The sequence below is a fragment of the Pseudomonas sp. PS01303 genome (assembly GCF_029959385.1).
Lineage (GTDB): Bacteria > Pseudomonadota > Gammaproteobacteria > Pseudomonadales > Pseudomonadaceae > Aquipseudomonas > Aquipseudomonas rustica.
In genome coordinates, this window is record NZ_JASCPK010000077.1 from 1 (window position 1) to 20,624 (window position 20,624).

The following is a 20,624-nucleotide window of genomic DNA, read 5'->3' on the forward strand; positions in this document are numbered from 1 at the left end:
GGCTCACTCCTACAGGGGAACGCATTTCAACTGTAGGAGTGAGCCTGCTCGCGATAGCCATAGCTCGGGCACCACATCACTCAGGCTTGGAATCAGCCTTCGCGACCGTCACCCAATAAGGCGTGTGCTGCTCAATCTGCACCGGCAACGTCGGCAGCAGCGCGCTCAAGGCCTTATCGGTGTCATGCAGCGGAAAGCTGCCAGTAATGCGCAAATCCGCCACTTCCGGCGCCACACCCAGATGCCCGCGACGATAACGCCCAAGCTCATGCACCAGATCGCCCAGCCGTGCGTTGTCGACCACCAACATGCCACGTGTCCAGGCGTCGGCGCCGGGGGTGAGGGCGACGATTGCGTCGAGCCCGTCACTGCGCATAAATACCTGCTGGCCTTCGTGGAGGATCTGCTCCTGAGGATTCGATTGCGGGTGCGCCGCGACAGCCGACTGCAACACACTCAGACGCGTACCTTCGTCTTCTCGCTTGACCAAAAACCGCGTGCCCAACGCACGCATGCTGCCTTCACGGGTTTCGACGATGAAGGGCCGCGCATCGCCGTGACCAGTTTCCACGAGGATTTCGCCTTCCTGCAGAACGATCAGTCGGCGCTTGTCATCGAAACGCACGTCAACCGCGCTGTGGGTATTGAGATTGAGCACGGTGCCATCGGACAGACGCACGATGCGCTGTTCACCGGTGGCAGTGCGCTGATCGGCGAGCCAGTAATCCAGCGGCAGATAACGTTCGCCAGCAAACAGCGCCACGCCGACGACCACCACAACGCTCGCCAGACCACTGCCCAACTTGCGCACGCGGCGACGGATGCTTTCCCGGGATTGCAGCAGAGCGCTGCGGGCCGGGCCTTTGGCCACGCTGAAACGCTGATCAAGCATGCCCAACTGGCGCCAGGCCCGGGCGTGTTCTTCATTGGCCGCGTGCCATTTGGCGAATTCTTCACGCTCCAGCGGACTGCTTGAATCGAGGGTCAACTGCCAGGCAATCGCCGCGTCCAGCACGTGGGCCTGAACCGGTCTGGAACTGGCCGGGCTCACGTCGGCTCACCGTATAGCGCGATGTAGCACTGACGAATACCTTGCGCGAGGTACTGGCGCACACGCGGCACCGAAACGCCGAGCTTCTCGGCGATCTCGGCATGCCCGAGGCCGTCGAGGCGGTTATAAAGGAAGGCAGCGCGAGCCTTGGTCGACAGTTTGCCGAGCAAGCGGTCGATGGCCTTGAGGTCTTCGAGGATCAGTTGCTGTTCTTCCACCGACGGTTGTTCGCCTTCGGGGATCAGCATCAATTCGGTGAGGTAAGCCTGTTCCAGCGCGGCGCGGCGGAAGTAATCGAACAGCAGGCCTTTGGCGATCGCCACCAGAAAGGCGCGCGGTTCGCGGGGTGTCAGCAACTCATCACGACCGAGCAGGCGTACGAAGGTGTCCTGACTCAGATCTTCGGCACGTTGCGGACAGGCCACATTGCGCCGCAGCCACGTCAATAGCCAACCGCGATGGTCGCGATACATCGCACCAACGAGTTCACTGTGAGGGCTTTGGGCTGCAGGCACCGAATATCACCGATTGGGAAATATTAACTAACGCGAATTGTTCGCGATTCTCGCAGAGGTGGGAATGGTTAGCAATTGGCCACTGGTCGGGTGGGCCGCTGAAGGGCTCCCCTCACCCTAACCCTCTCCCGGGGGGAGAGGGGACTGATTGGGGGATATTGACGCAATACGCCGACGTGAACGATGTCTGCTGAATCCATAATCGACTGGATCCCTCAGGTCGATGCAAAGCTTCGAACACCTCGGTCGGCCCCCTCTCCCTCCGGGAGAGGGCTGGGGTGAGGGTGCTTTTAAAACGATGGAGCTTGCTGGCGACGCTTCCACTGACTCAACCGCTGCTGCAAATTCAACGGGCTATGAATCTGCTGCCCCCGCGCCCGGCTAAACAGAATCAACGCCAACTCCGCCGTGGCCAGCGCATCGGCGCTCGCGTTATGCCGTTCAAACACCTCCAGCCGAAACCACTCGATCCACTCATCCAGCCCCGCCTCGCGGATCTGCGCTTGCGGACACACCAGCGGCGCAATATCGGCGACATCCAGAAACACCTGCTGCAACTTGTGCCCCAGATGCTCCTTCAACGCCCGTCCGAGCATGTGCTGATCAAACGGCGCATGAAACGCCAGCACCGGGCTGTCACCCATAAACTCCAGCAATTCCAGCAACGCCTCGGCCGGCTCACTACCGGCAGCAATCGCATTCGGCCCCAACCCATGAATCAACACACTGGGGCTAAGCTTCAACTCCCGGCACTGCAAGGTGCGCTCAAATTGCTGACTGAAGTCGATCGCGCCGTCCTCGATCACCACCGCACCAATCGACAACACGCGATCCTTGTTCAGATTGAGCCCGGTGGTTTCCAGATCCAGCACCACCCAGCGTTGTTCGCGCAGGGTGCATTCGCGCAGTTCAGTGATAGCCGGCAGCTTCGCCAGTCGCTGCTGAAAATCCGCCGGCACCACCGGACTCGCCGGGCGCAGCCACGAAAACAGACTCATAGCTGATACCGCAACGTCAGGCTGCTTTGCAGGCGCTGCGCCTGACGCAAGGATTCACGCAAGATGCGCCGGTCGAGATGATTGAGGCTGTCGGGATCGACGCGGTTGGAGTACGGCAAATTCTCCCGCGTCTGCAACTGATGCTGTTGCATGCGCGTCTGCTGAATGAAGTGATACGCCTCTTCATACGCCGCGCCGTCCAGCCGTTCGATGACTTCTTTATCGACCAACTGACGGAAGCGCTCGAGGGTGTTGTTGGCGTCGATACCGTTGGCCAGCGCCAGCAAGCGTGCGCCATCCACAAACGGCGTCAGCCCCTGAACCTTCAAGTCCAGCGTGGCTTTCTCACCGTTCTTGCGCGCCAATACGAACTCACGAAAACGCCCCACCGGCGGACGATTGCGCAAGGCGTTCTCGGCCATCATGCGCTGAAACAAACGATTGTCGCCGACCTGATCAAGAATGCCACGGCGCAGTTGCTCGCAGCTTGTTTCATCGCCCCAGACCACGCGCAGATCGAAATAAATACTCGACCCCAACAGGTTCTCCGGCGTCGCCTCGCGAATAAACGCCGCAAAGCGCCGCGCCCATTCCGCCCGCGACAAACACAGCTCGGGGTTGCCGGCCATGATGTTGCCTTTGCACAGGGTGAAGCCGCACTGCGCCAGGCTCTGGTTGATCTGCTGGGCAATCGGCAGCAGCTTGCCGCGAATCTCTGCGGCGTGCGCAGCATCGCGAGCGTCGAACAAAATGCCGTTGTCCTGATCGGTGTGCAGCGTTTGCTCGCGGCGGCCTTCGCTGCCGAAACACAGCCAACTGAAGGGCACGCCGGGGTCGCCTTTTTCGGCGAGGGTCAGCTCGATCACCCGGCATACGGTGTGGTCGTTGAGCAGGGTGATGATGTGGGTGATCTGCGTCGATGAGGCGCCGTGGGCGAGCATGCGTTCGACCAGTTGGCCGATTTCGCCGCGCAGGGTCACCAGTTGTTCGACGCGTTGCGCGCTGCGAATCGTCCGCGCCAGATGCACCAGATCGACCCGTTGCAGAGAAAACAGATCGCGCTCGGAAACCACGCCGCACAAGCGCTGATCCTTGACCAGACAAACGTGGGCGATGTGCCGTTCGGTCATGGCAATCGCCGCATCGAACGCACTGTGATCCGGCGAGAGATAGAAGGGCGCGCGGGTCATGTGGCGTTCGATGGCTTCGCTGAAATCACCGACGCCTTCGGCCACCACATGGCGCAAATCGCGCAGGGTAAAAATCCCCAGCGGTGCTTTGTTTTCGTCTACGGCGACGATGCTGCCGACCTGTTGCTCGTGCATCAGCTTCACCGCTTCGCGCAGCGGCGTGTCCGGGCTGCACGTCACCGGGTGACGCATCGCCAGTTCGCCCAGTCGGGTGTTCAGCGAGTACTGCGTGCCGAGGGTTTCCACGGCTTTTTGCTGCACTTGCTGATTGACCTGATCGAGCAGGCTGCTGACCCCGCGCAAGGCGAAATCACGGAAGGCGTTGGAGAGGGCGAACAGTTTGATGAACGCCAGTTTGTTCAGTTGCAGGCAGAAGGTATCTTCGCCGGCCAAATGCTCGGTGCGCGTCGCGCGTTCGCCGAGCAGGGCAGCCAGCGGAAAGCACTCGCCGGTGGTGATTTCAAACGTGGTCTCGGTGCCGGGTTTGGTGATGTGCTGGCGTTCGCCGACCACCCGGCCCTGCTTGACGATATAGAAATGTTCGACCGGGCCGTCAGTGGGTTTGATGATGCTCTCGCCCTGAGCGTAAAACCGCAGCTGACATTGCTCCACCAGATAAGCGAGGTGGGCGTGTTCCATCTGATTGAAGGGCGGGAAGCGCTGGAGGAATTGCAGGGTGCCCTGAATGTTCTGCAATACCGCGGTTTTCCCTGCCTGGGTGAAGGCGTCCGCTTTACTCATAACTATTACCGCAGTCTTTTTCGAATTGTTGTTGTCGGATCGTTATGGCCATGGTCGACCCCTACGGACAGGGTGCCCATTGGACGTAAGTCTAGGTTTTGCCACCATTGGCGAAGTTTCGGAGATGCCCTACGCAAACAGTCGGAAATTCCCTCGGTTACCCCTTGGAAAAAAATCCGACGAAGTGCACATTGAAGCTCTGCCCAGCGCTGTCTGACCACTTGCCAAGGGATTGATTTGAATACTTAGAGAACGCCATGTCCGACCACGATATTTTGAGCGACGCCGAGCGAGAAGCGCTCAGCGCAGTGATGCTCGAACCCGACCTGCCGCCGCAGCGTGTGCTGATCGTCGATGACGACAAAGACGCCCGGGAGCTGTTGTCGGAGATTCTCGCGTTGGACGGCATTCGCTGCATGACCGCGGCGAGTGGTGAGACGGCGTTGAAGATGCTGGCTGAAAAGCCTTCGATTGGCCTGGTGATTACCGATCTGCGCATGGGCAATGTCGATGGGCTGGATCTGATTCGGCAAGTGCGCGAGTCGGTGCGGGCGGCGATGCCAATCATCATTGTTTCAGGCGATGCCGATGTGAAGGATGCGATTGCGGCGATGCATTTGAGCGTGGTGGATTTTCTGCTCAAGCCGATTGATACGACGCAGTTGCTGGCGCTGGTGAAGCGCGAGTTGGGGATTGAGCCTTAAGAGCCCCTCACCCTAGCCCTCTCCCGGAGGGAGAGGGGACTGACCGCGGTGGATGTGCAAGGTACACCGACGTGAAATATCTCGGTCGAACTCCGATTTTGAAAACCATGAAGATCTGCTCCCTTTCCCCTCTACCCCTTGGGGGAGAGGGCTGGGGTGAGGGGGATGGATCTCAAGCCCAGCACAAAATCCAATCCGCCGTCCAAACAAAAAAGCCCTGATCTCTCGACCAGGGCTTTTTCACATCTACGCAAATTTACAGGCCGTTAGCCGCCTTGAACTCGCGACGACGACGGTGCAGAACCGGCTCGGTGTAACCATTCGGCTGCTTGGTGCCTTCGACCACCAGTTCGACCGCCGCCTGGAAGGCGATGTTGCTGTCGAAGTTCGGGGCCAGCGGACGGTACAGCGGGTCATTGGCGTTTTGACGATCCACCACCGGCGCCATGCGCTTGAGGCTTTCCATCACTTGCGCTTCCGTCACCACGCCGTGGCGCAGCCAGTTGGCGATGTGCTGGCTGGAGATACGCAGCGTGGCACGGTCTTCCATCAGGCCGACGTCATTGATGTCCGGCACTTTCGAGCAACCCACACCCTGGTCGATCCAGCGCACCACGTAACCAAGAATGCCCTGGGAATTGTTGTCCAGTTCGTTCTTGATCTGCTCTGGCGTCCAGTTCGGGTTGACCGCCAGCGGGATGGTCAGGATGTCGTCGACCGACGCGCGAGCACGTTTGGCCAGTTCGGCCTGACGGGCGAACACGTCGACCTTGTGGTAGTGCAGCGCGTGCAGTGCAGCGGCAGTCGGCGATGGAACCCAAGCGGTGTTGGCGCCAGCCAATGGGTGCGCGATTTTCTGCTCAAGCATCGCGGCCATCAGGTCGGGCATCGCCCACATGCCTTTACCGATTTGCGCACGACCTTGCAGGCCGGTGCTCAGACCGATATCGACGTTCCAGTTTTCGTAGGCGCCGATCCACTTCTCAGCCTTCATGTCGGCCTTGCGCACAACCGGGCCGGCTTCCATGGAGGTGTGGATTTCGTCGCCGGTGCGGTCGAGGAAACCGGTGTTGATGAACACCACGCGCTCGCTGGCCGCCTGGATACAGGCCTTGAGGTTGACCGTTGTGCGGCGCTCCTCGTCCATGATCCCGACTTTCAGCGTGTTGCGTTTCAAACCGAGCACGTCTTCGATGCGCCCGAACAACTCGTTGGTGAACGCGGCTTCTTCCGGGCCGTGCATCTTCGGTTTAACGATGTAGACCGAGCCGGTGCGGGTGTTGCGACGCGAGGTGTTGCCGTTGAGGTTGTGCATCGCCGCGAGGCAAGTGACCAGACCGTCGAGGATGCCTTCCGGCACTTCGTTACCGTCTTTGTCGAGGATCGCGTCGATGGTCATCAGGTGACCAACGTTACGCACGAACAACAGCGAACGACCGTGCAGCGTCACTTCACCGCCATTTGGCGCGGCGTAGGTGCGATCCGGGTTCATGGTGCGGGTGAAGGTCTGGCCGCCCTTGGACACAGATTCCGACAGGTCGCCCTTCATCAGGCCGAGCCAGTTGCGGTAGATCACCACTTTGTCGTCAGCATCGACGGCGGCCACGGAGTCTTCGCAGTCCATGATGGTGGTCAGCGCCGCTTCCATCAGGATGTCTTTGACGCCGGCCGGGTCGGTCTGGCCAACCGGGGTAGTAGCGTCGACCTGGATTTCGAAATGCAGACCGTTGTGTTTCAGCAGGATCGCGATTGGCGCGTTGGCGTCGCCCTGGAAACCGATCAGTTGTGCATCATCGCGCAGGCCACTGTTGCTGCCGCCCTTGAGGGTGACCACGAGTTTGCCGTCGGCGATTTTGTAGCCGGTCGAATCGACGTGGGAGCCAGCCGCCAATGGCGCGGCTTCGTCGAGAAACGCGCGGGCGAAGGCGATGACTTTGTCGCCACGCACCTTGTTGTAGCCTTTGCCTTTTTCTGCGCCACCTTCTTCGCTGATCGCGTCGGTGCCGTAAAGGGCGTCATACAGCGAACCCCAGCGGGCGTTCGAAGCATTGAGAGCAAAGCGAGCGTTCATCACCGGCACAACGAGTTGCGGGCCGGCGGTACGGGCGATTTCATCATCGACGTTTTGCGTCGTTGCCTGGAAATCAGCCGCTTCTGGCAGCAGATAACCGATTTCTTGCAGGAAGGCTTTGTAGGCCACGGCGTCGTGCGCCTGACCGTTGCGTTCCTGATGCCAGGCGTCAATACGAGCCTGGAAGTCATCGCGTTTGGCGAGTAGGGCTTTGTTCTTCGGCGCCAGGTCATGAATGACCTTGTCGGCACCTTCCCAGAATTTTTCGGCGGTGAGGCCGGTACCGGGAATGGCTTCGTTGTTCACGAAGTCGAACAGGACTTTGGCGACCTGCAGGCCACCGACTTGAACGTGTTCAGTCATTGCTTGCCTCACTCTGCTCAGCTATTTCGCTTTTCAGCTCTTCAATTTTGACAATGAAGCCTCTGGGCCATTTAAACCACAAACCTGCCGACCAGTACATGCCATTGCTGGCGGCTGGGCTGGGACCAATCAACGGCTTGGGGCCTTGCTGACGGGGCTTTCAGGGTTGCGAACAGGCTTCGGGCAGACATCGGTTCAGCGTTATGTAGTGCGCGCTGCGGCATACTACATGATGAGTTGCGCTTGTGAAAATCAGACTAATTACGTCGTTCTGCGACCTCATGTCGCATTGCGGTCACATCGCGGAACGGGATGTTCTCAAAAAACCATTGGATTGTTCCAGCTAAATATCAAAAGTTGTACACATAAATACTATTTGGCTGCTATGGCATCTGTCACATAGGGCTTGGTGGTGGGGTCAATTGTGGCGAGGGGATTTATCCCCGTTGGGTGGCGAAGCCGCCCCCTGCGTTCTTGGCAGGTAAACCGAGTTGGCAGGATTTACGACTGCTGCGCAGCCGGACGGGATAAATCCCCTCGCCACAGGTTCATGCCTAAACCTAAACCTAAACCTAAACCTAAACCTAAACCTAAACCCAGGCACAGTTTCCCAGCACGGCAGGTCGGGCCGGGCTGAATCAACGCCCTTGCCTATACTTCCCCTTCTATAACAACAGTCATGACAAGAGGGCGGCGCCATGGATCATCTCGTACTCACCGTTTTCGCCCCGGACAAGCCCGGGCAGGTCGAGCGCATTGCCCAATGCATTGCCGAGCACGGCGGTAACTGGCTGGAAAGTCGCATGTCGCGGATGGCCGGGCAGTTTGCCGGGATTTTGCGGGTGGGCGTGCCGGCAGAGGCTTACGACGAATTGGTCGATGCCCTACAAGCATTGTCGACTCACGGCATTCGCGTGTTGATCGCTGAAAGTGGTATCGAACAATCCTGCACCTGGAAACCGATCGCCATGGAACTGGTGGGCAACGACCGCCCGGGGATTGTGCGCGACATCACCCGCTTGCTGAGCGAGCAGGGCGTGAACCTCGAACGGCTGGTGACCGAAGTGCGTCCGGCGCCGATGAGCAGCGAGCCGCTGTTCCACGCCGAAGCGATTCTCGCCGTGCCGTTAACTTTGTCACTCGACGTGTTGCAGTCACGCCTGGAAACCCTGGCCGATGACTTGATGGTCGAACTGGTGTTACGCACAGACCTTTAAACGCCAATCAGGTTATCCAGTTTTAACGTGCACCTGCCTGTGGATAACCTGTAGAGACTGCGCGCAACGCCACGCCCGCCGTGGCTTTGCTGGAGTTGATCAAAAAACCGCCAGCATTCAGTGACTTGCACACAAACGGCGGGGATCACGCTGTGGATAACCTTGGGGCGGAATGTTGCAGGCCACGAGAACCGTGGCCTGTGGAGGTTTGTGTGTTTTTTGATCAACTGCGCCGGCGCAAACTTATCCACGCATCGACGCTGTACACCGCCAGACCGGCCCAGATAAACATGAACGCGACCAGCGTGCTGGACGACAAGTGCTCGCCAAACAGCAGCACCGCTTGCAGCAGCACCAGCGTCGGCGCGAGGTATTGCAGGAAGCCCAGCGTGGTGTAGGGCAAATGCCGCGCGGCTGCGTTGAAACACACCAGCGGCACCAGCGTCACCGGGCCGGCGGCGACCAGCCACCAGGCTTGCGAGGTTGTCCAGAACTCAGGTTGCGCGCTGGTCGCGGTCTGGTTGAACAGCAGCCAGGCGATGGCAATCGGCACCAGCATCCAGGTTTCCACCACCAGACCCGGCAACGCCTTGACTGGCGCCTGTTTGCGGATCAGCCCATAAAAACCGAAGGTCAGCGCCAGCACCAGCGACACCCACGGCAGACTGCCGACCTGCCAGACCTGCTGCGCCACACCCACCGCGGCCAGCCCAACCGCAATCCACTGCATCCGCCGCAGACGCTCGCCGAGAATCATCATCCCCAGCAACACGTTGACCAGCGGGTTGATGTAGTAGCCGAGGCTCGCTTCCAGCATGCGTCCGTTGTTCACCGACCACACATACGTCAGCCAGTTGGCCGCGATCAGCGTGCCGCTCAACGCCAGAATCGCCAGACGCTTGGGGTTGTCGAGCAACTCGCGCAGCCAGCCCGGGTGTTTCCACACCATCAGCAGCAACGCGCCGAACAGTGCCGACCACAGCACCCGATGGATGATGATCTCGACTGCCGGTACTTCGGCGATGGCTTTGAAATAGATCGGGAACAGGCCCCAGATGATGTAGGCCGTGAGGCCCAGAATGTACCCGCGACGCGGGTTGGCAGCTTGCATGCAGAATCCTTGCTTAGGCAGCTAACAAAGGAGGGGATTGTAAGGAGGTTTGCCAGCGAATGCCGTAGCTGATTGGTCAGGAATGTGTGAACGAAGGATTGAGCCTCCACCGGGGAGGCTGAATAAAAGCGATCAGATATTATCCGGCGTCCGCGCTTTCTCCCGCGCATGCTCGCGGCTGATCAAGCCTTTGCTCACCAGATCTTTCAGGCACATGTCGAGGGTCTGCATGCCCAGCGAGCCACCGGTCTGAATCGCCGAATACATCTGCGCGACTTTGTCTTCGCGGATCAGATTACGGATCGCCGATGTACCAAGCATGATCTCGTGCGCCGCGACCCGACCGCCGCCGATCTTCTTGATCAGCGTCTGTGAGACCACCGCCAGCAAGGACTCCGAGAGCATCGAGCGCACCATCGATTTCTCGTCACCGGGGAACACGTCCACCACACGGTCGATGGTTTTCGCCGCCGACGTGGTGTGCAGGGTGCCGAACACCAGATGCCCGGTTTCAGCAGCGGTGAGCGCCAGGCGAATGGTTTCCAGGTCGCGCATCTCACCGACGAGAATCACGTCCGGGTCTTCCCTTAACGCCGAACGTAATGCCGTGGCGAAACTGCGTGTATCGCGGTGGACTTCGCGCTGATTGATCAGGCATTTGCGCGATTCGTGAACGAATTCGATCGGGTCTTCGATGGTCAGGATGTGGTGATGACGATGGTTGTTGAGGTAATCGATCATCGCCGCCAGCGTGGTCGACTTGCCCGAGCCGGTCGGCCCGGTGACCAGCACCAGCCCGCGCGGGGCATCGGTGATCTTGCGGAAAACATCGCCCATGGCGAGGTCGTCCATGCTCAGCACTTTTGACGGAATGGTACGGAATACGGCGCCGGCGCCACGGTTCTGGTTGAAGGCATTGACCCGAAAGCGCGCCACGCCGGGGACTTCGAAGGAAAAGTCGGTTTCCAGATGTTTCTCGAAGTCGACCCGCTGGGTGTCGTTCATGATGTCGTAGATCAACTCGTGCACTTGCTTGTGATCCAGCGGCGGCAGATTGATCCGCCGCACATCGCCGTCGACGCGGATCATCGGCGGCAGACCGGCCGACAGGTGCAGGTCGGACGCGCCTTGTTTGGCGCTGAAGGCCAGCAGTTCAGTGATATCCATAGCGTTCCTCAATTCCAGTAGAATGCCGCGAACCTTCAGACCGCTGGCGCCTCTTGATGTCCACGATAGCAGACAACATTTCCCACGTTGGTTCGCGCATCCAGACCGCGACCCAAGCCGCACACCGTCCTGAAAACAGCGTCCAGTTGCTCGCCGTGAGCAAGACCAAACCCGCCGAGGCCCTGCGCGAAGCGTATGCCGCCGGCCTGCGCGACTTTGGTGAGAACTACCTGCAGGAAGCCTTGAGCAAACAGCTCGAACTGGCGGATCTGCCCTTGATCTGGCACTTCATCGGCCCCATTCAATCGAACAAGACTCGCGCGATTGCCGAGCATTTCGACTGGGTGCACTCCGTGGATCGCCTGAAAATCGCTCAACGTCTGTCCGAACAACGCCCGGCTGAACTGCCGCCGCTGAACATCTGCATTCAGGTCAACGTCAGCGGTGAGGCCAGTAAATCCGGCTGCACGCCTGACGATCTGCCGGCATTGGCCGCGGCCATCAGCGCTTTGCCGCGCCTGAAACTGCGCGGCTTGATGGCGATTCCCGAGCCGACCGACGACCGCGCCGAGCAAGACGCGGCCTTCGCCGCCGTGCAGAAATTGCAGGCGAGCCTTGATCTGCCGCTCGACACACTTTCCATGGGCATGAGCCACGACCTTGAGTCGGCCATCGCCCAAGGCGCCACTTGGGTTCGTATCGGTACGGCCCTGTTTGGCGCCCGCGACTATTCCCAATCTTGAACGTTTGCAGATAAGGACCACACATGAGCAACACACGTATTGCGTTTATCGGTGCGGGCAACATGGCGGCCAGTTTGATCGGCGGCCTGCGCGCCAAAGGTCTGGAAGCTGCACACATCCGTGCCAGCGATCCGGGCGAAGAAACCCGCGCCAAGGTCAGCGCTGAGCACGGCATCGAAACGTTTGCCGACAACGCTCAAGCCATCGACGGCGTCGACGTGATCGTGCTGGCGGTCAAGCCGCAAGCCATGAAAACCGTGTGCGAAGCGATTCGCCCGAGCCTGAAACCGAATCAACTGGTGGTGTCGATTGCCGCCGGCATCACCTGCGCGAGCATGACCGCTTGGCTCGGCGAGCAGCCGATCGTGCGCTGCATGCCGAACACCCCGGCGCTGCTGCGTCAGGGCGTCAGCGGTTTGTACGCGACCAGCGAAGTGACTGCCGAGCAGCGTCAGCAGGCTGAAGAGCTGCTGTCCGCCGTCGGCATCGCGCTGTGGCTGAACGAAGAACAGCAACTGGATGCGGTGACGGCAGTGTCCGGTTCCGGCCCGGCGTACTTCTTCCTGCTGATCGAAGCGATGACCGCTGCCGGCGTCAAACTCGGTCTGCCGAAGGAAGTTGCTGAACAACTGACGCTGCAAACCGCCTTGGGCGCCGCGCACATGGCCGTCGCAAGCGATGTCGACGCCGCCGAACTGCGTCGCCGGGTGACTTCGCCAAATGGCACCACAGAAGCTGCCATCAAATCTTTCCAGGCCAATGGCTTCGAAGCCCTGGTCGAAACCGCACTCGGCGCCGCCGCGCACCGCTCGGCCGAAATGGCCGAACAACTGGGCAAATAAGGAGCCTTACATGATTGGATTGAACACTGCAGCGGTTTACGTGCTGCAAACCCTCGGCAGTCTGTACCTGCTGATCGTGCTGCTGCGTTTCGTGCTGCAACTGGTGCGGGCGAATTTCTACAACCCGCTCTGCCAGTTCATCGTCAAAGCGACCCAGCCCCTGCTCAAACCCCTGCGCCGGATCATTCCGAGCGTGTTCGGTCTGGACATGTCGTCGCTGGTATTGGCGATTCTGGTGCAACTGGCGCTGATGGCGCTGACCCTGCTGCTGACGTACGGCACCACCGGTAACCCGCTGCAACTGTTTATCTGGTCGATCATCGGCGTGACCGCGCTGTTCCTGAAGATTTTCTTCTTCGCCCTGATCATCAGCGTGATTCTGTCGTGGGTCGCACCGGGCAGCCACAATCCGGGTGCTGAGCTGGTTAATCAGATCTGCGAACCGGCATTGGCGCCGTTCCGCAAAATCCTGCCGAATCTCGGCGGTCTGGATCTGTCGCCGATCTTCGCCTTCCTCGCGCTGAAGCTGATCGACATGCTGGTGATCAACAATCTGGCGGCGATGACGATGATGCCGGAAATCCTCCGTCTGCTGATGTGAGCTGGTTTCGATGGGACGGTGACGACTTGATCCTTGAGTGTCACCTGCAACCGGCAGCCCGTAGCGATGATTTCGCCGGGCTGCACGGCGATCGTTTGAAGATTCGCCTGACCGCGCCGCCGGTCGAGGGCAAGGCCAATGCTTATCTGATGGGCTTTCTGGCCAAGGCGTTTGGGGTTTCGAAGAGTCAGGTGAGTTTGCTCAGCGGCGAGTTGAACCGGCAGAAGCGAGTGAAGATTTGCTCGCCGAAGAAGTTGCCGGATTTGCCTGACCTGGTGCGCCCGTGATCTCCTGTGGCGAGGGGATTTATCCCCGCTCGGCTGCGCAGCAGTCGTAAAACCTGCCAACCCGGTTTGGCTGATAGAACGCAGGGGGCGGCTTCGCCACCCAACGGGGATAAATCCCCTCGCCACAGGGGTCGCGTTCGATGAATGAATGAGGCCCGATCGTTGCTTGCCGCTAACCCCCCCGGTCTTTAGACTTACGCCTCATTTCAACGAGAGCAGGGTCGATGCCAACTGCCTTTCCCCCCGATTCTGTTGGTCTGGTGACGCCGCAAACCGCGCACTTCAGCGAACCGCTGGCCTTGGCCTGTGGCCGGTCGCTGGCCGCCTATGACCTGATCTACGAAACCTACGGCACGCTGAACGCGCAAGCGAGCAACGCCGTACTGATTTGCCACGCCTTGTCCGGCCACCACCACGCCGCTGGCTATCACAGCGTCGACGACCGTAAACCCGGTTGGTGGGACAGCTGCATCGGCCCCGGCAAACCGATCGACACCAATAAATTCTTCGTGGTCAGCCTGAACAACCTCGGCGGCTGCAACGGCTCAACCGGCCCGAGCAGCATCAACCCGGAGACCGGCAAACCGTTCGGTGCCGACTTCCCGGTACTCACCGTGGAAGATTGGGTGCACAGCCAGGCGCGTCTCGCTGACCTGCTCGGCATCGGCCAGTGGGCGGCGGTGATCGGCGGCAGCCTCGGCGGCATGCAGGCGCTGCAATGGACGATCACCTATCCAGATCGCGTGCGTCACTGCCTGGCCATCGCCTCGGCACCGAAGCTGTCGGCGCAGAACATCGCCTTCAACGAAGTCGCGCGTCAGGCGATCCTCACGGATCCGGAATTCCACGGTGGTTCGTTCCAGGAAGCGGGCGTGATCCCCAAGCGCGGCTTGATGCTGGCGCGCATGGTCGGGCACATCACGTACCTGTCCGACGATTCGATGGGCGAGAAATTCGGCCGTGGCCTGAAGAGCGAGAAGCTTAACTACGACTTCCACAGTGTCGAGTTTCAGGTCGAAAGCTACCTGCGTTATCAAGGCGAAGAGTTCTCCGGACGCTTCGACGCCAACACCTATCTGTTGATGACCAAGGCGCTGGATTACTTCGATCCGGCGGCGAACTTCGACGATGATCTGGCGAAAACCTTCGAAAACGCCACGGCCAAGTTCTGCGTGATGTCGTTCACCACCGACTGGCGTTTTTCCCCGGCGCGTTCGCGTGAACTGGTGGATGCGCTGATGGCGGCGCGCAAGGACGTCAGTTATCTGGAAATCGATGCGCCGCAGGGCCACGACGCCTTCCTGATTCCGATCCCGCGCTACTTGCAGGCGTTCGGCAATTACATGAACCGCATCACGTTGTGAGAAAGCCATGAGAGCTGATCTGGAAATCATCCAGGAATGGATCCCCGCCGGCAGCCGCGTCCTCGACCTCGGTTGCGGTGACGGCGAACTGCTGACCTGGCTGCGCGACAACAAGAACGTCACCGGTTATGGCCTGGAAAACGACGCCGACAACATCGCCCAATGCGTGGCCAAAGGCGTCAACGTTATCGAGCAGGATCTGGACAAGGGCCTGGGCAACTTCGCCAGCAACAGTTTCGACATCGTCGTCATGACCCAGGCCCTGCAAGCCGTGCACTACCCGGACAAGATCCTCGACGAAATGCTGCGGGTCGGCCGTCAGTGCATCATCACCTTCCCGAACTTCGGCCACTGGCGCTGCCGCTGGTATCTGGCGAGCAAGGGACGCATGCCGGTTTCGGAATTTCTGCCGTACACCTGGTACAACACGCCGAACATCCACTTCTGCACCTTCGAAGACTTTGAGGCACTTTGCCGCGAACGTGACGCGAAGGTCATTGATCGGCTTGCCGTGGATCAACAGCACCGTCACGGGTGGGCCAGTAAGCTATGGCCTAATCTATTAGGTGAGATTGGTATCTACCGCGTCAGCAGCCCGGTGCTTGCCGACCACAAGGTCGCGGTCTGAGCCACGCCATTTCGAGGAGCACGATCATGGGTCGTTTAGCGTTGTTGTTATTGACTGCCTGCCTGAGCGCCAGCGCTATGGCGGCCGACGTCATCAAAGCCGAGCGTCAGGAAACCTTTGGCGACGTGACGGTGCACTACAACACTTTCAACTCGACGTACCTGCAACCGGACATCGCTAAAGCGGCGGAACTGATCCGCAGCAAGAATCAAGGCGTGATCAATGTCTCGGTGATCAAGGACGGCAAACCGCTGATCGCCAGCGTCACCGGCACAGTCAAAGACCTGACCAGCAAGAGCGTGCCGCTGAATTTCCGTCAGGTCACCGAACAGGGCGCGGTGTACTACATCGCCCAATACCCGGTGGAACAACAGGAAACCCGCACCTTTGAAATCAAGGTGCAGAACGGCGACAAGATCAACACCATCAATTTCAACCAAGAACTCTTTCCCGGCGAATAATGAACATCAAGCAGCTCGTACTGGCCAGCCATAACGCCGGCAAACTCAAAGAACTTCAGGCCATGCTCGGCGAATCGGTGCAACTGCGCTCAATTGGCGAGTGGAGCAAGGTCGAGCCGGAAGAAACCGGTCTGTCGTTCGTCGAGAACGCGATCCTCAAGGCACGCAACGCCGCACGCATTTCCGGGCTACCGGCGCTGGCCGACGATTCCGGTCTGGCGGTGGATTTCCTTGGCGGTGCGCCGGGCATCTATTCGGCGCGTTATGCCGACGGCAAGGGCGATGCGGCGAACAACGCCAAACTGCTCGACGCCCTGAAAGATGTACCGGAAGCCGAGCGCGGTGCGCAGTTCGTGTGCGTGCTGGCGCTGGTGCGTCATGCCGATGATCCATTGCCGATCCTCTGCGAAGGCTTGTGGCACGGGCGCATTCTGACCGCTGCCAGTGGCGAACACGGTTTCGGTTATGACCCGCTGTTCTGGGTGCCGGAGCGTGATGTGTCCAGCGCCGAGCTGAGCCCGGCCGACAAGAACCAGATCAGCCACCGCGCCCGTGCAATGGATCTGCTGCGCCAGCGTCTGGGCTTGAAATGACCCCTGATTCCTCCGCGTCGTCGCTGATCGTCGGCGGCGCCGCTTCTTCGCCTCGGGCGCCGCTGCCCACGCTGCCGCCCCTGTCGCTGTACATCCACATCCCGTGGTGTGTGCGCAAATGCCCGTATTGCGATTTCAACTCGCACACCGCCAGCCCGGTGTTGCCTGAGCAGGAATACGTCGACGCCTTGCTGGCTGATCTCGATCAGGATCTGCACGCGGTTTATGGTCGTGAGCTGACATCGATCTTCTTCGGTGGCGGTACGCCAAGTCTGTTCAGCGCTGAAGCGCTTGGGCGTTTGCTCGAAGGCGTCGAGCAGCGCATTCCGTTTGCCGACGACATCGAAATCACTCTGGAAGCCAATCCGGGCACGTTCGAGCAAGAAAAGTTTGTCGCCTACCGCAAGCTGGGGATCAATCGTCTGTCGATCGGTATCCAGAGCTTTCAGCAGGAAAAACTCAAGGCGCTGGGCCGGATTCACAACGGTGACGAAGCGGTGCGCGCGGCCGGGATGGCGCGGCAGGCCGGGTTCGATAACTTCAACCTCGACTTGATGCACGGTTTGCCCGATCAGTCGCTGGACGATGCCTTGAGCGATTTGCGCCAGGCCATCGAACTGAATCCGACACACATCTCCTGGTATCAACTGACGCTGGAGCCGAACACGGTGTTCTGGAATCAGCCGCCAGTGCTGCCGGAAGACGACACGCTGTGGGACATTCAAGAAGCCGGACAGGCACTGTTGGCCAAGCACGGTTACGCGCAATACGAAGTCTCGGCTTATGCACAGGCCGGACGTCCGGCGCGGCATAACCTCAATTACTGGAGTTTTGGCGACTTCATCGGCATCGGTGCGGGCGCGCATGGCAAGTTGAGTCATCCGGACGGGCGCATCGTGCGGACGTGGAAGACACGGTTGCCGAAGGACTATCTGAACCCGGTGAAAAACTTTCAGGCTGGCGAGAAATCGCTGAGCAATGATGAGCTGCCCTTCGACTTTTTGATGAACGCGTTGCGCCTGACTGATGGCGTGGAATCGCGGCTCTATCCGCAGCGCACCGGGCTGTCGCTCGACAGTCTCGCCGAGGCCCGGGCAGATGCAGAACAAAGTGGTCTGTTGCAGGTCGAACCGTCACGTCTGGCGGCCACCGAGCGCGGACAATTGTTCCTCAACGATTTGCTGCAGAAATTTCTGAGCTGAGCCCAACGCCCAACGGCAGCCCTAAGGAAAAACCATGGATTTGATACTCGACCTGCTCGCCACCGTCTCCCGCTGGAGCCGCAGCAACCTCTCGGAAATCGCCCTGGCGCTGGTGGGTTGCCTGCTGGTGCTTTTCGGCGCCGACTTCAAAGGCTGGGTCGAGCAACGTCTGGGCAGCATCGCCGGCGCTTTGCGCGTACCGCTGATGGCGCTGCTGTGCGTGATCGGCAGCGGCGCGGCGCTGATCTACGCGACACCGTGGGTGATCAAAGGCTTGAGCCAGTTCAACAACTACAGCTTGGCGCCAGTGCTGTTGGTAGTCCTCGTCCTCATCGGCGTAGTCGCCGACCGCCGCTGATCTTTCGGCCGCTTTTGATCGTTCCCATGCTCCGCGTGGGAATGCCTCAATGGACGCTCTGCGTCCGCTGTGGGACGCAGAGCGTCCCGGGCAGCATTCCCACGCAGAGCGTGGGAACGATCATCGCGTGATGCTTAGGACTGTTTTTCGAACTTCAGGTCCCACACGCCGTGGCCAAGACGTTCGCCGCGGCGTTCGAACTTGGTGATCGGGCGTTCGGCCGGGCGCGGTACGCACTTGCCGTCTTCGGCGAGGTTGCGATAGCCCGGGGCGACGTTCATCACTTCCAGCATGTATTCAGCGTACGGTTCCCAGTCGGTGGCCATGTGCAGAATGCCGCCAACCTTCAACTTGCTGCGTACCAGTTCAGCGAACGAGGCCTGAACGATACGGCGCTTGTGGTGACGACTCTTGTGCCACGGATCCGGGAAGAACAGCATCAGGCGATCGAGGCTGTTGTCGGCGATGCAGCGGTTGAGCACTTCAATCGCGTCGCAATCGTAGACCCGCAGGTTGGTCAGGCCTTGGGTCAGCACGCCATTGAGCAGCGCGCCAACACCCGGACGGTGAACTTCCACGCCGATGAAGTCCTGATCCGGCGCGGCTGCGGCCATTTCCAGCAGCGAGTGGCCCATGCCGAAACCGATCTCCAGCGAGCGCGGTGCCGAACGGCCGAACACTTGATCGTAATCCACCGGCGCGTCGGCCAGCGGCAACACGAACAGCGGAGTGCCTTGATCCAGACCTTTTTGCTGGCCTTCGGTCATGCGCCCGGCGCGCATCACGAAGCTCTTGATGCGGCGGTGTTGGCGCTCGTCGCCTTCTTCCGGCTGGATAGGCGTGTCGTTCGATTCAGTCATCAATGGCTCTTACTTGATCAGACCATCCAGCGGCGAAGAGGCGCTGGCATAGAGTTTTTTCGGCATACGGCCAGCGAGGTAGGCCAGACGGCCTGCCACGATGGCGTGTTTCATGGCTTCAGCCATCATCACCGGTTGCTGGGCGTGGGCGATGGCCGAGTTCATCAGCACCGCATCGCAACCCAGTTCCATGGCGATGGTTGCGTCGGACGCAGTGCCGACACCGGCATCGACCAACACAGGGATCTTGGCTTCTTCGAGGATGATCTGCAGGTTGTACGGGTTGCAGATCCCCAGACCGGAACCGATCAGACCGGCCAGCGGCATCACCGCGATGCAGCCGATTTCTGCCAGTTGACGGGCGATGATCGGGTCATCGCTGGTGTACACCATCACGTCAAAACCTTCTTTGACCAGCGTTTCGGCAGCCTTGAGGGTCTCGATGACGTTAGGGAACAGGGTCTTCTGGTCAGCCAGCACTTCCAGCTTCACCAGGTTATGACCGTCGAGCAACTCACGGGCCAGGCGGCAGGTGCGCACGGCTTCGATGGCGTCGTAGCAGCCAGCGGTGTTCGGCAGAAAGGTGTAGCGCTGCGGCGACAGCACGTCCAGCAGGTTCGGCTCGCCTTCGATCTGGCCCAGGTTGGTGCGGCGCACGGCGAAGGTGACGATCTCGGCACCCGAGGCTTCGATGGCCTGACGGGTTTCTTCCATGTCACGGTACTTGCCGGTACCAACCAGCAAACGCGACTGGTAACTACGACCGGCCAGCACAAAAGGCTTGTCGCTACGAACGATGCTCATGGGGAATCCTCTTTAGGAGTGAGGGTCTTGCAGAATTCTGTGCCCTTGCGGGCCTGGCAATCAGCCGCCGCCGATGGCGTGCACCACTTCAACGTTGTCGCCGTCGTTGAGCGTGGTGTCGGCATGCTGGCTGCGCGGGACGATATCCAGATTGAGTTCAACTGCCACCCGGCGTCCGGTCAGTTCCAGACGGGTGATCAGGGCCGCAACGGTTTCACCGTCGGGCAGTTCAAGGGATTCGCCGTTCAACTGAATGCGCATGCGCAATGCCGCCATCATTTTTAGGGGCTGGCATTCTAGCCCGATCATGACCTAAAGGTCAGCACCAAGCGTCAAGCGGTCAGTTGCAAGCGCCACGCGGCGAGGCCCAGGCACAGCCAGCCAATCAGGAAGGCGAGGCCGCCGAACGGGGTGATGATGCCGAGTTTGCTGATGCCGGTGGTGGTCAGCACGTACAGGCTGCCGGAGAACAGCAGAATGCCGACAGTGAAGGACACGCCGGCCCAGGCGACCAGTCGGCCCTGAATCTGCGTGGCCAGTAGCGCAACGCCGAACAACGCCAGGGTGTGCACCAATTGATAGGTGACGCCGGTGTGGAAAATCGCCAGATATTCCGGCGTCAGGCGGTTTTTCAGGCCGTGGGCGGCGAATGCGCCCAGCGCGACACCGGTGAAACCAAAGAAAGCGGCCAGCAGCAGAAAGCCACGCAACATGAAGAACTCCAGTCAGACTCGATCGGCAGGGTCTGTATAA

At 60.0% G+C, this 20,624-nt stretch carries 23 protein-coding genes; 12 read left to right on the forward strand and 11 right to left on the reverse strand.

Features of this window, described 5'->3' with window-relative positions:
* Positions 1 to 76: 76 nt before the first annotated feature.
* The 4 genes from QMX93_RS19390 to QMX93_RS19405 all read right to left on the reverse strand — a co-directional run bounded on the left by QMX93_RS19390 (position 77) and on the right by QMX93_RS19405 (position 4,495).
* Positions 77 to 1,051: a FecR family protein gene (locus QMX93_RS19390; protein WP_212545019.1), complete on the reverse strand. Its 975-nt coding sequence runs from the start codon at positions 1,049 to 1,051 to the stop codon at positions 77 to 79.
* Positions 1,048 to 1,524, reverse strand: a complete 477-nt coding sequence (locus tag QMX93_RS19395) for an RNA polymerase sigma factor (protein WP_218959295.1) — start codon at positions 1,522 to 1,524, stop codon at positions 1,048 to 1,050. The genes QMX93_RS19390 and QMX93_RS19395 overlap by 4 nt, the downstream gene beginning before the upstream one ends.
* A 332-nt stretch (positions 1,525 to 1,856) precedes the next feature.
* Entirely contained in the window at positions 1,857 to 2,564 is a 708-nt protein-coding gene (locus QMX93_RS19400) for a 3'-5' exonuclease (protein WP_282357664.1), read from the reverse strand.
* On the reverse strand, positions 2,561 to 4,495 hold the full coding sequence (locus tag QMX93_RS19405; RefSeq protein WP_338110690.1) for a DUF294 nucleotidyltransferase-like domain-containing protein: 1,935 nt from the start codon (positions 4,493 to 4,495) through the stop codon (positions 2,561 to 2,563). The genes QMX93_RS19400 and QMX93_RS19405 overlap by 4 nt, the downstream gene beginning before the upstream one ends.
* 257 nt (positions 4,496 to 4,752) lie before the next feature.
* Here QMX93_RS19405 and QMX93_RS19410 point away from each other — a divergent pair, with 257 nt between their 5' ends.
* Complete coding sequence (locus tag QMX93_RS19410; protein ID WP_053124502.1) at positions 4,753 to 5,199, forward strand: response regulator; 447 nt, start codon at positions 4,753 to 4,755, stop codon at positions 5,197 to 5,199.
* 256 nt (positions 5,200 to 5,455) lie between these two features.
* Here QMX93_RS19410 and QMX93_RS19415 read toward each other — a convergent pair whose 3' ends face one another.
* Positions 5,456 to 7,633, reverse strand: a complete 2,178-nt coding sequence (locus QMX93_RS19415; protein ID WP_159815406.1) for a malate synthase G — start codon at positions 7,631 to 7,633, stop codon at positions 5,456 to 5,458.
* A gap of 698 nt (positions 7,634 to 8,331) precedes the next feature.
* Between QMX93_RS19415 and QMX93_RS19420 the strand changes: the two genes are divergently transcribed.
* On the forward strand, positions 8,332 to 8,850 hold the full coding sequence (locus QMX93_RS19420; RefSeq protein ID WP_053124497.1) for a glycine cleavage system protein R: 519 nt from the start codon (positions 8,332 to 8,334) through the stop codon (positions 8,848 to 8,850).
* Positions 8,851 to 9,073: 223 nt separating this feature from the next.
* On the opposite strand, the gene rarD is transcribed toward QMX93_RS19420, so the two are convergent.
* Both rarD and QMX93_RS19430 read right to left on the reverse strand, forming a co-directional pair.
* Entirely contained in the window at positions 9,074 to 9,961 is an 888-nt protein-coding gene (rarD, locus tag QMX93_RS19425) for an EamA family transporter RarD (RefSeq protein WP_053124495.1), read from the reverse strand.
* A 132-nt stretch (positions 9,962 to 10,093) separates the two neighbouring features.
* Positions 10,094 to 11,128: a type IV pilus twitching motility protein PilT gene (locus QMX93_RS19430; RefSeq protein ID WP_212545015.1), complete on the reverse strand. Its 1,035-nt coding sequence runs from the start codon at positions 11,126 to 11,128 to the stop codon at positions 10,094 to 10,096.
* 56 nt (positions 11,129 to 11,184) lie between these two features.
* Between QMX93_RS19430 and QMX93_RS19435 the strand changes: the two genes are divergently transcribed.
* The 10 genes from QMX93_RS19435 (at position 11,185) to QMX93_RS19480 (ending at position 18,207) form a co-directional block, all read left to right on the forward strand.
* Positions 11,185 to 11,871 (forward strand): YggS family pyridoxal phosphate-dependent enzyme, encoded by a 687-nt coding sequence (locus tag QMX93_RS19435; RefSeq protein WP_212545014.1) that lies wholly within the window; start codon positions 11,185 to 11,187, stop codon positions 11,869 to 11,871.
* A gap of 23 nt (positions 11,872 to 11,894) precedes the next feature.
* Entirely contained in the window at positions 11,895 to 12,713 is an 819-nt protein-coding gene (proC, locus tag QMX93_RS19440) for a pyrroline-5-carboxylate reductase (protein ID WP_282357665.1), read from the forward strand.
* Between the two features lie 10 nt (positions 12,714 to 12,723).
* Complete coding sequence (locus QMX93_RS19445; RefSeq protein WP_064116268.1) at positions 12,724 to 13,314, forward strand: YggT family protein; 591 nt, start codon at positions 12,724 to 12,726, stop codon at positions 13,312 to 13,314.
* Positions 13,311 to 13,601 (forward strand): DUF167 domain-containing protein, encoded by a 291-nt coding sequence (locus QMX93_RS19450; protein WP_064589645.1) that lies wholly within the window; start codon positions 13,311 to 13,313, stop codon positions 13,599 to 13,601. The genes QMX93_RS19445 and QMX93_RS19450 overlap by 4 nt, the downstream gene beginning before the upstream one ends.
* Positions 13,602 to 13,825: 224 nt before the next feature.
* The gene (locus QMX93_RS19455) at positions 13,826 to 14,965 is read left to right on the forward strand and encodes a homoserine O-acetyltransferase (protein WP_053124485.1); all 1,140 of its coding nucleotides are present in this window, start codon (positions 13,826 to 13,828) and stop codon (positions 14,963 to 14,965) included.
* Between the two features lie 7 nt (positions 14,966 to 14,972).
* Positions 14,973 to 15,593: a methionine biosynthesis protein MetW gene (gene metW / locus QMX93_RS19460; RefSeq protein ID WP_053124483.1), complete on the forward strand. Its 621-nt coding sequence runs from the start codon at positions 14,973 to 14,975 to the stop codon at positions 15,591 to 15,593.
* Between the two features lie 26 nt (positions 15,594 to 15,619).
* Positions 15,620 to 16,054: a DUF4426 domain-containing protein gene (locus tag QMX93_RS19465; protein WP_282357667.1), complete on the forward strand. Its 435-nt coding sequence runs from the start codon at positions 15,620 to 15,622 to the stop codon at positions 16,052 to 16,054.
* Positions 16,051 to 16,647 (forward strand): RdgB/HAM1 family non-canonical purine NTP pyrophosphatase, encoded by a 597-nt coding sequence (rdgB, locus tag QMX93_RS19470; protein ID WP_008083802.1) that lies wholly within the window; start codon positions 16,051 to 16,053, stop codon positions 16,645 to 16,647. The genes QMX93_RS19465 and rdgB overlap by 4 nt, the downstream gene beginning before the upstream one ends.
* Positions 16,644 to 17,849: a radical SAM family heme chaperone HemW gene (hemW, locus tag QMX93_RS19475; RefSeq protein WP_282357668.1), complete on the forward strand. Its 1,206-nt coding sequence runs from the start codon at positions 16,644 to 16,646 to the stop codon at positions 17,847 to 17,849. Before rdgB ends, hemW begins: the two co-directional genes overlap by 4 nt.
* A 34-nt stretch (positions 17,850 to 17,883) precedes the next feature.
* A complete protein-coding gene (locus QMX93_RS19480) occupies positions 17,884 to 18,207 on the forward strand; it encodes a DUF3392 domain-containing protein (RefSeq protein ID WP_007913629.1) in 324 nt (107 codons plus the stop codon).
* Between the two features lie 134 nt (positions 18,208 to 18,341).
* Here QMX93_RS19480 and trmB read toward each other — a convergent pair whose 3' ends face one another.
* From trmB to QMX93_RS19500, 4 genes are all read right to left on the reverse strand, one after another.
* On the reverse strand, positions 18,342 to 19,067 hold the full coding sequence (gene trmB / locus QMX93_RS19485) for a tRNA (guanosine(46)-N7)-methyltransferase TrmB (protein ID WP_008083818.1): 726 nt from the start codon (positions 19,065 to 19,067) through the stop codon (positions 18,342 to 18,344).
* A 9-nt stretch (positions 19,068 to 19,076) separates the two neighbouring features.
* Positions 19,077 to 19,871, reverse strand: a complete 795-nt coding sequence (locus QMX93_RS19490; RefSeq protein ID WP_282357669.1) for a thiazole synthase — start codon at positions 19,869 to 19,871, stop codon at positions 19,077 to 19,079.
* Between the two features lie 60 nt (positions 19,872 to 19,931).
* Entirely contained in the window at positions 19,932 to 20,132 is a 201-nt protein-coding gene (thiS, locus tag QMX93_RS19495) for a sulfur carrier protein ThiS (RefSeq protein ID WP_122604433.1), read from the reverse strand.
* A 71-nt stretch (positions 20,133 to 20,203) separates the two neighbouring features.
* A complete protein-coding gene (locus QMX93_RS19500) occupies positions 20,204 to 20,584 on the reverse strand; it encodes a DUF423 domain-containing protein (protein WP_053124477.1) in 381 nt (126 codons plus the stop codon).
* Positions 20,585 to 20,624: the final 40 nt, after the last annotated feature.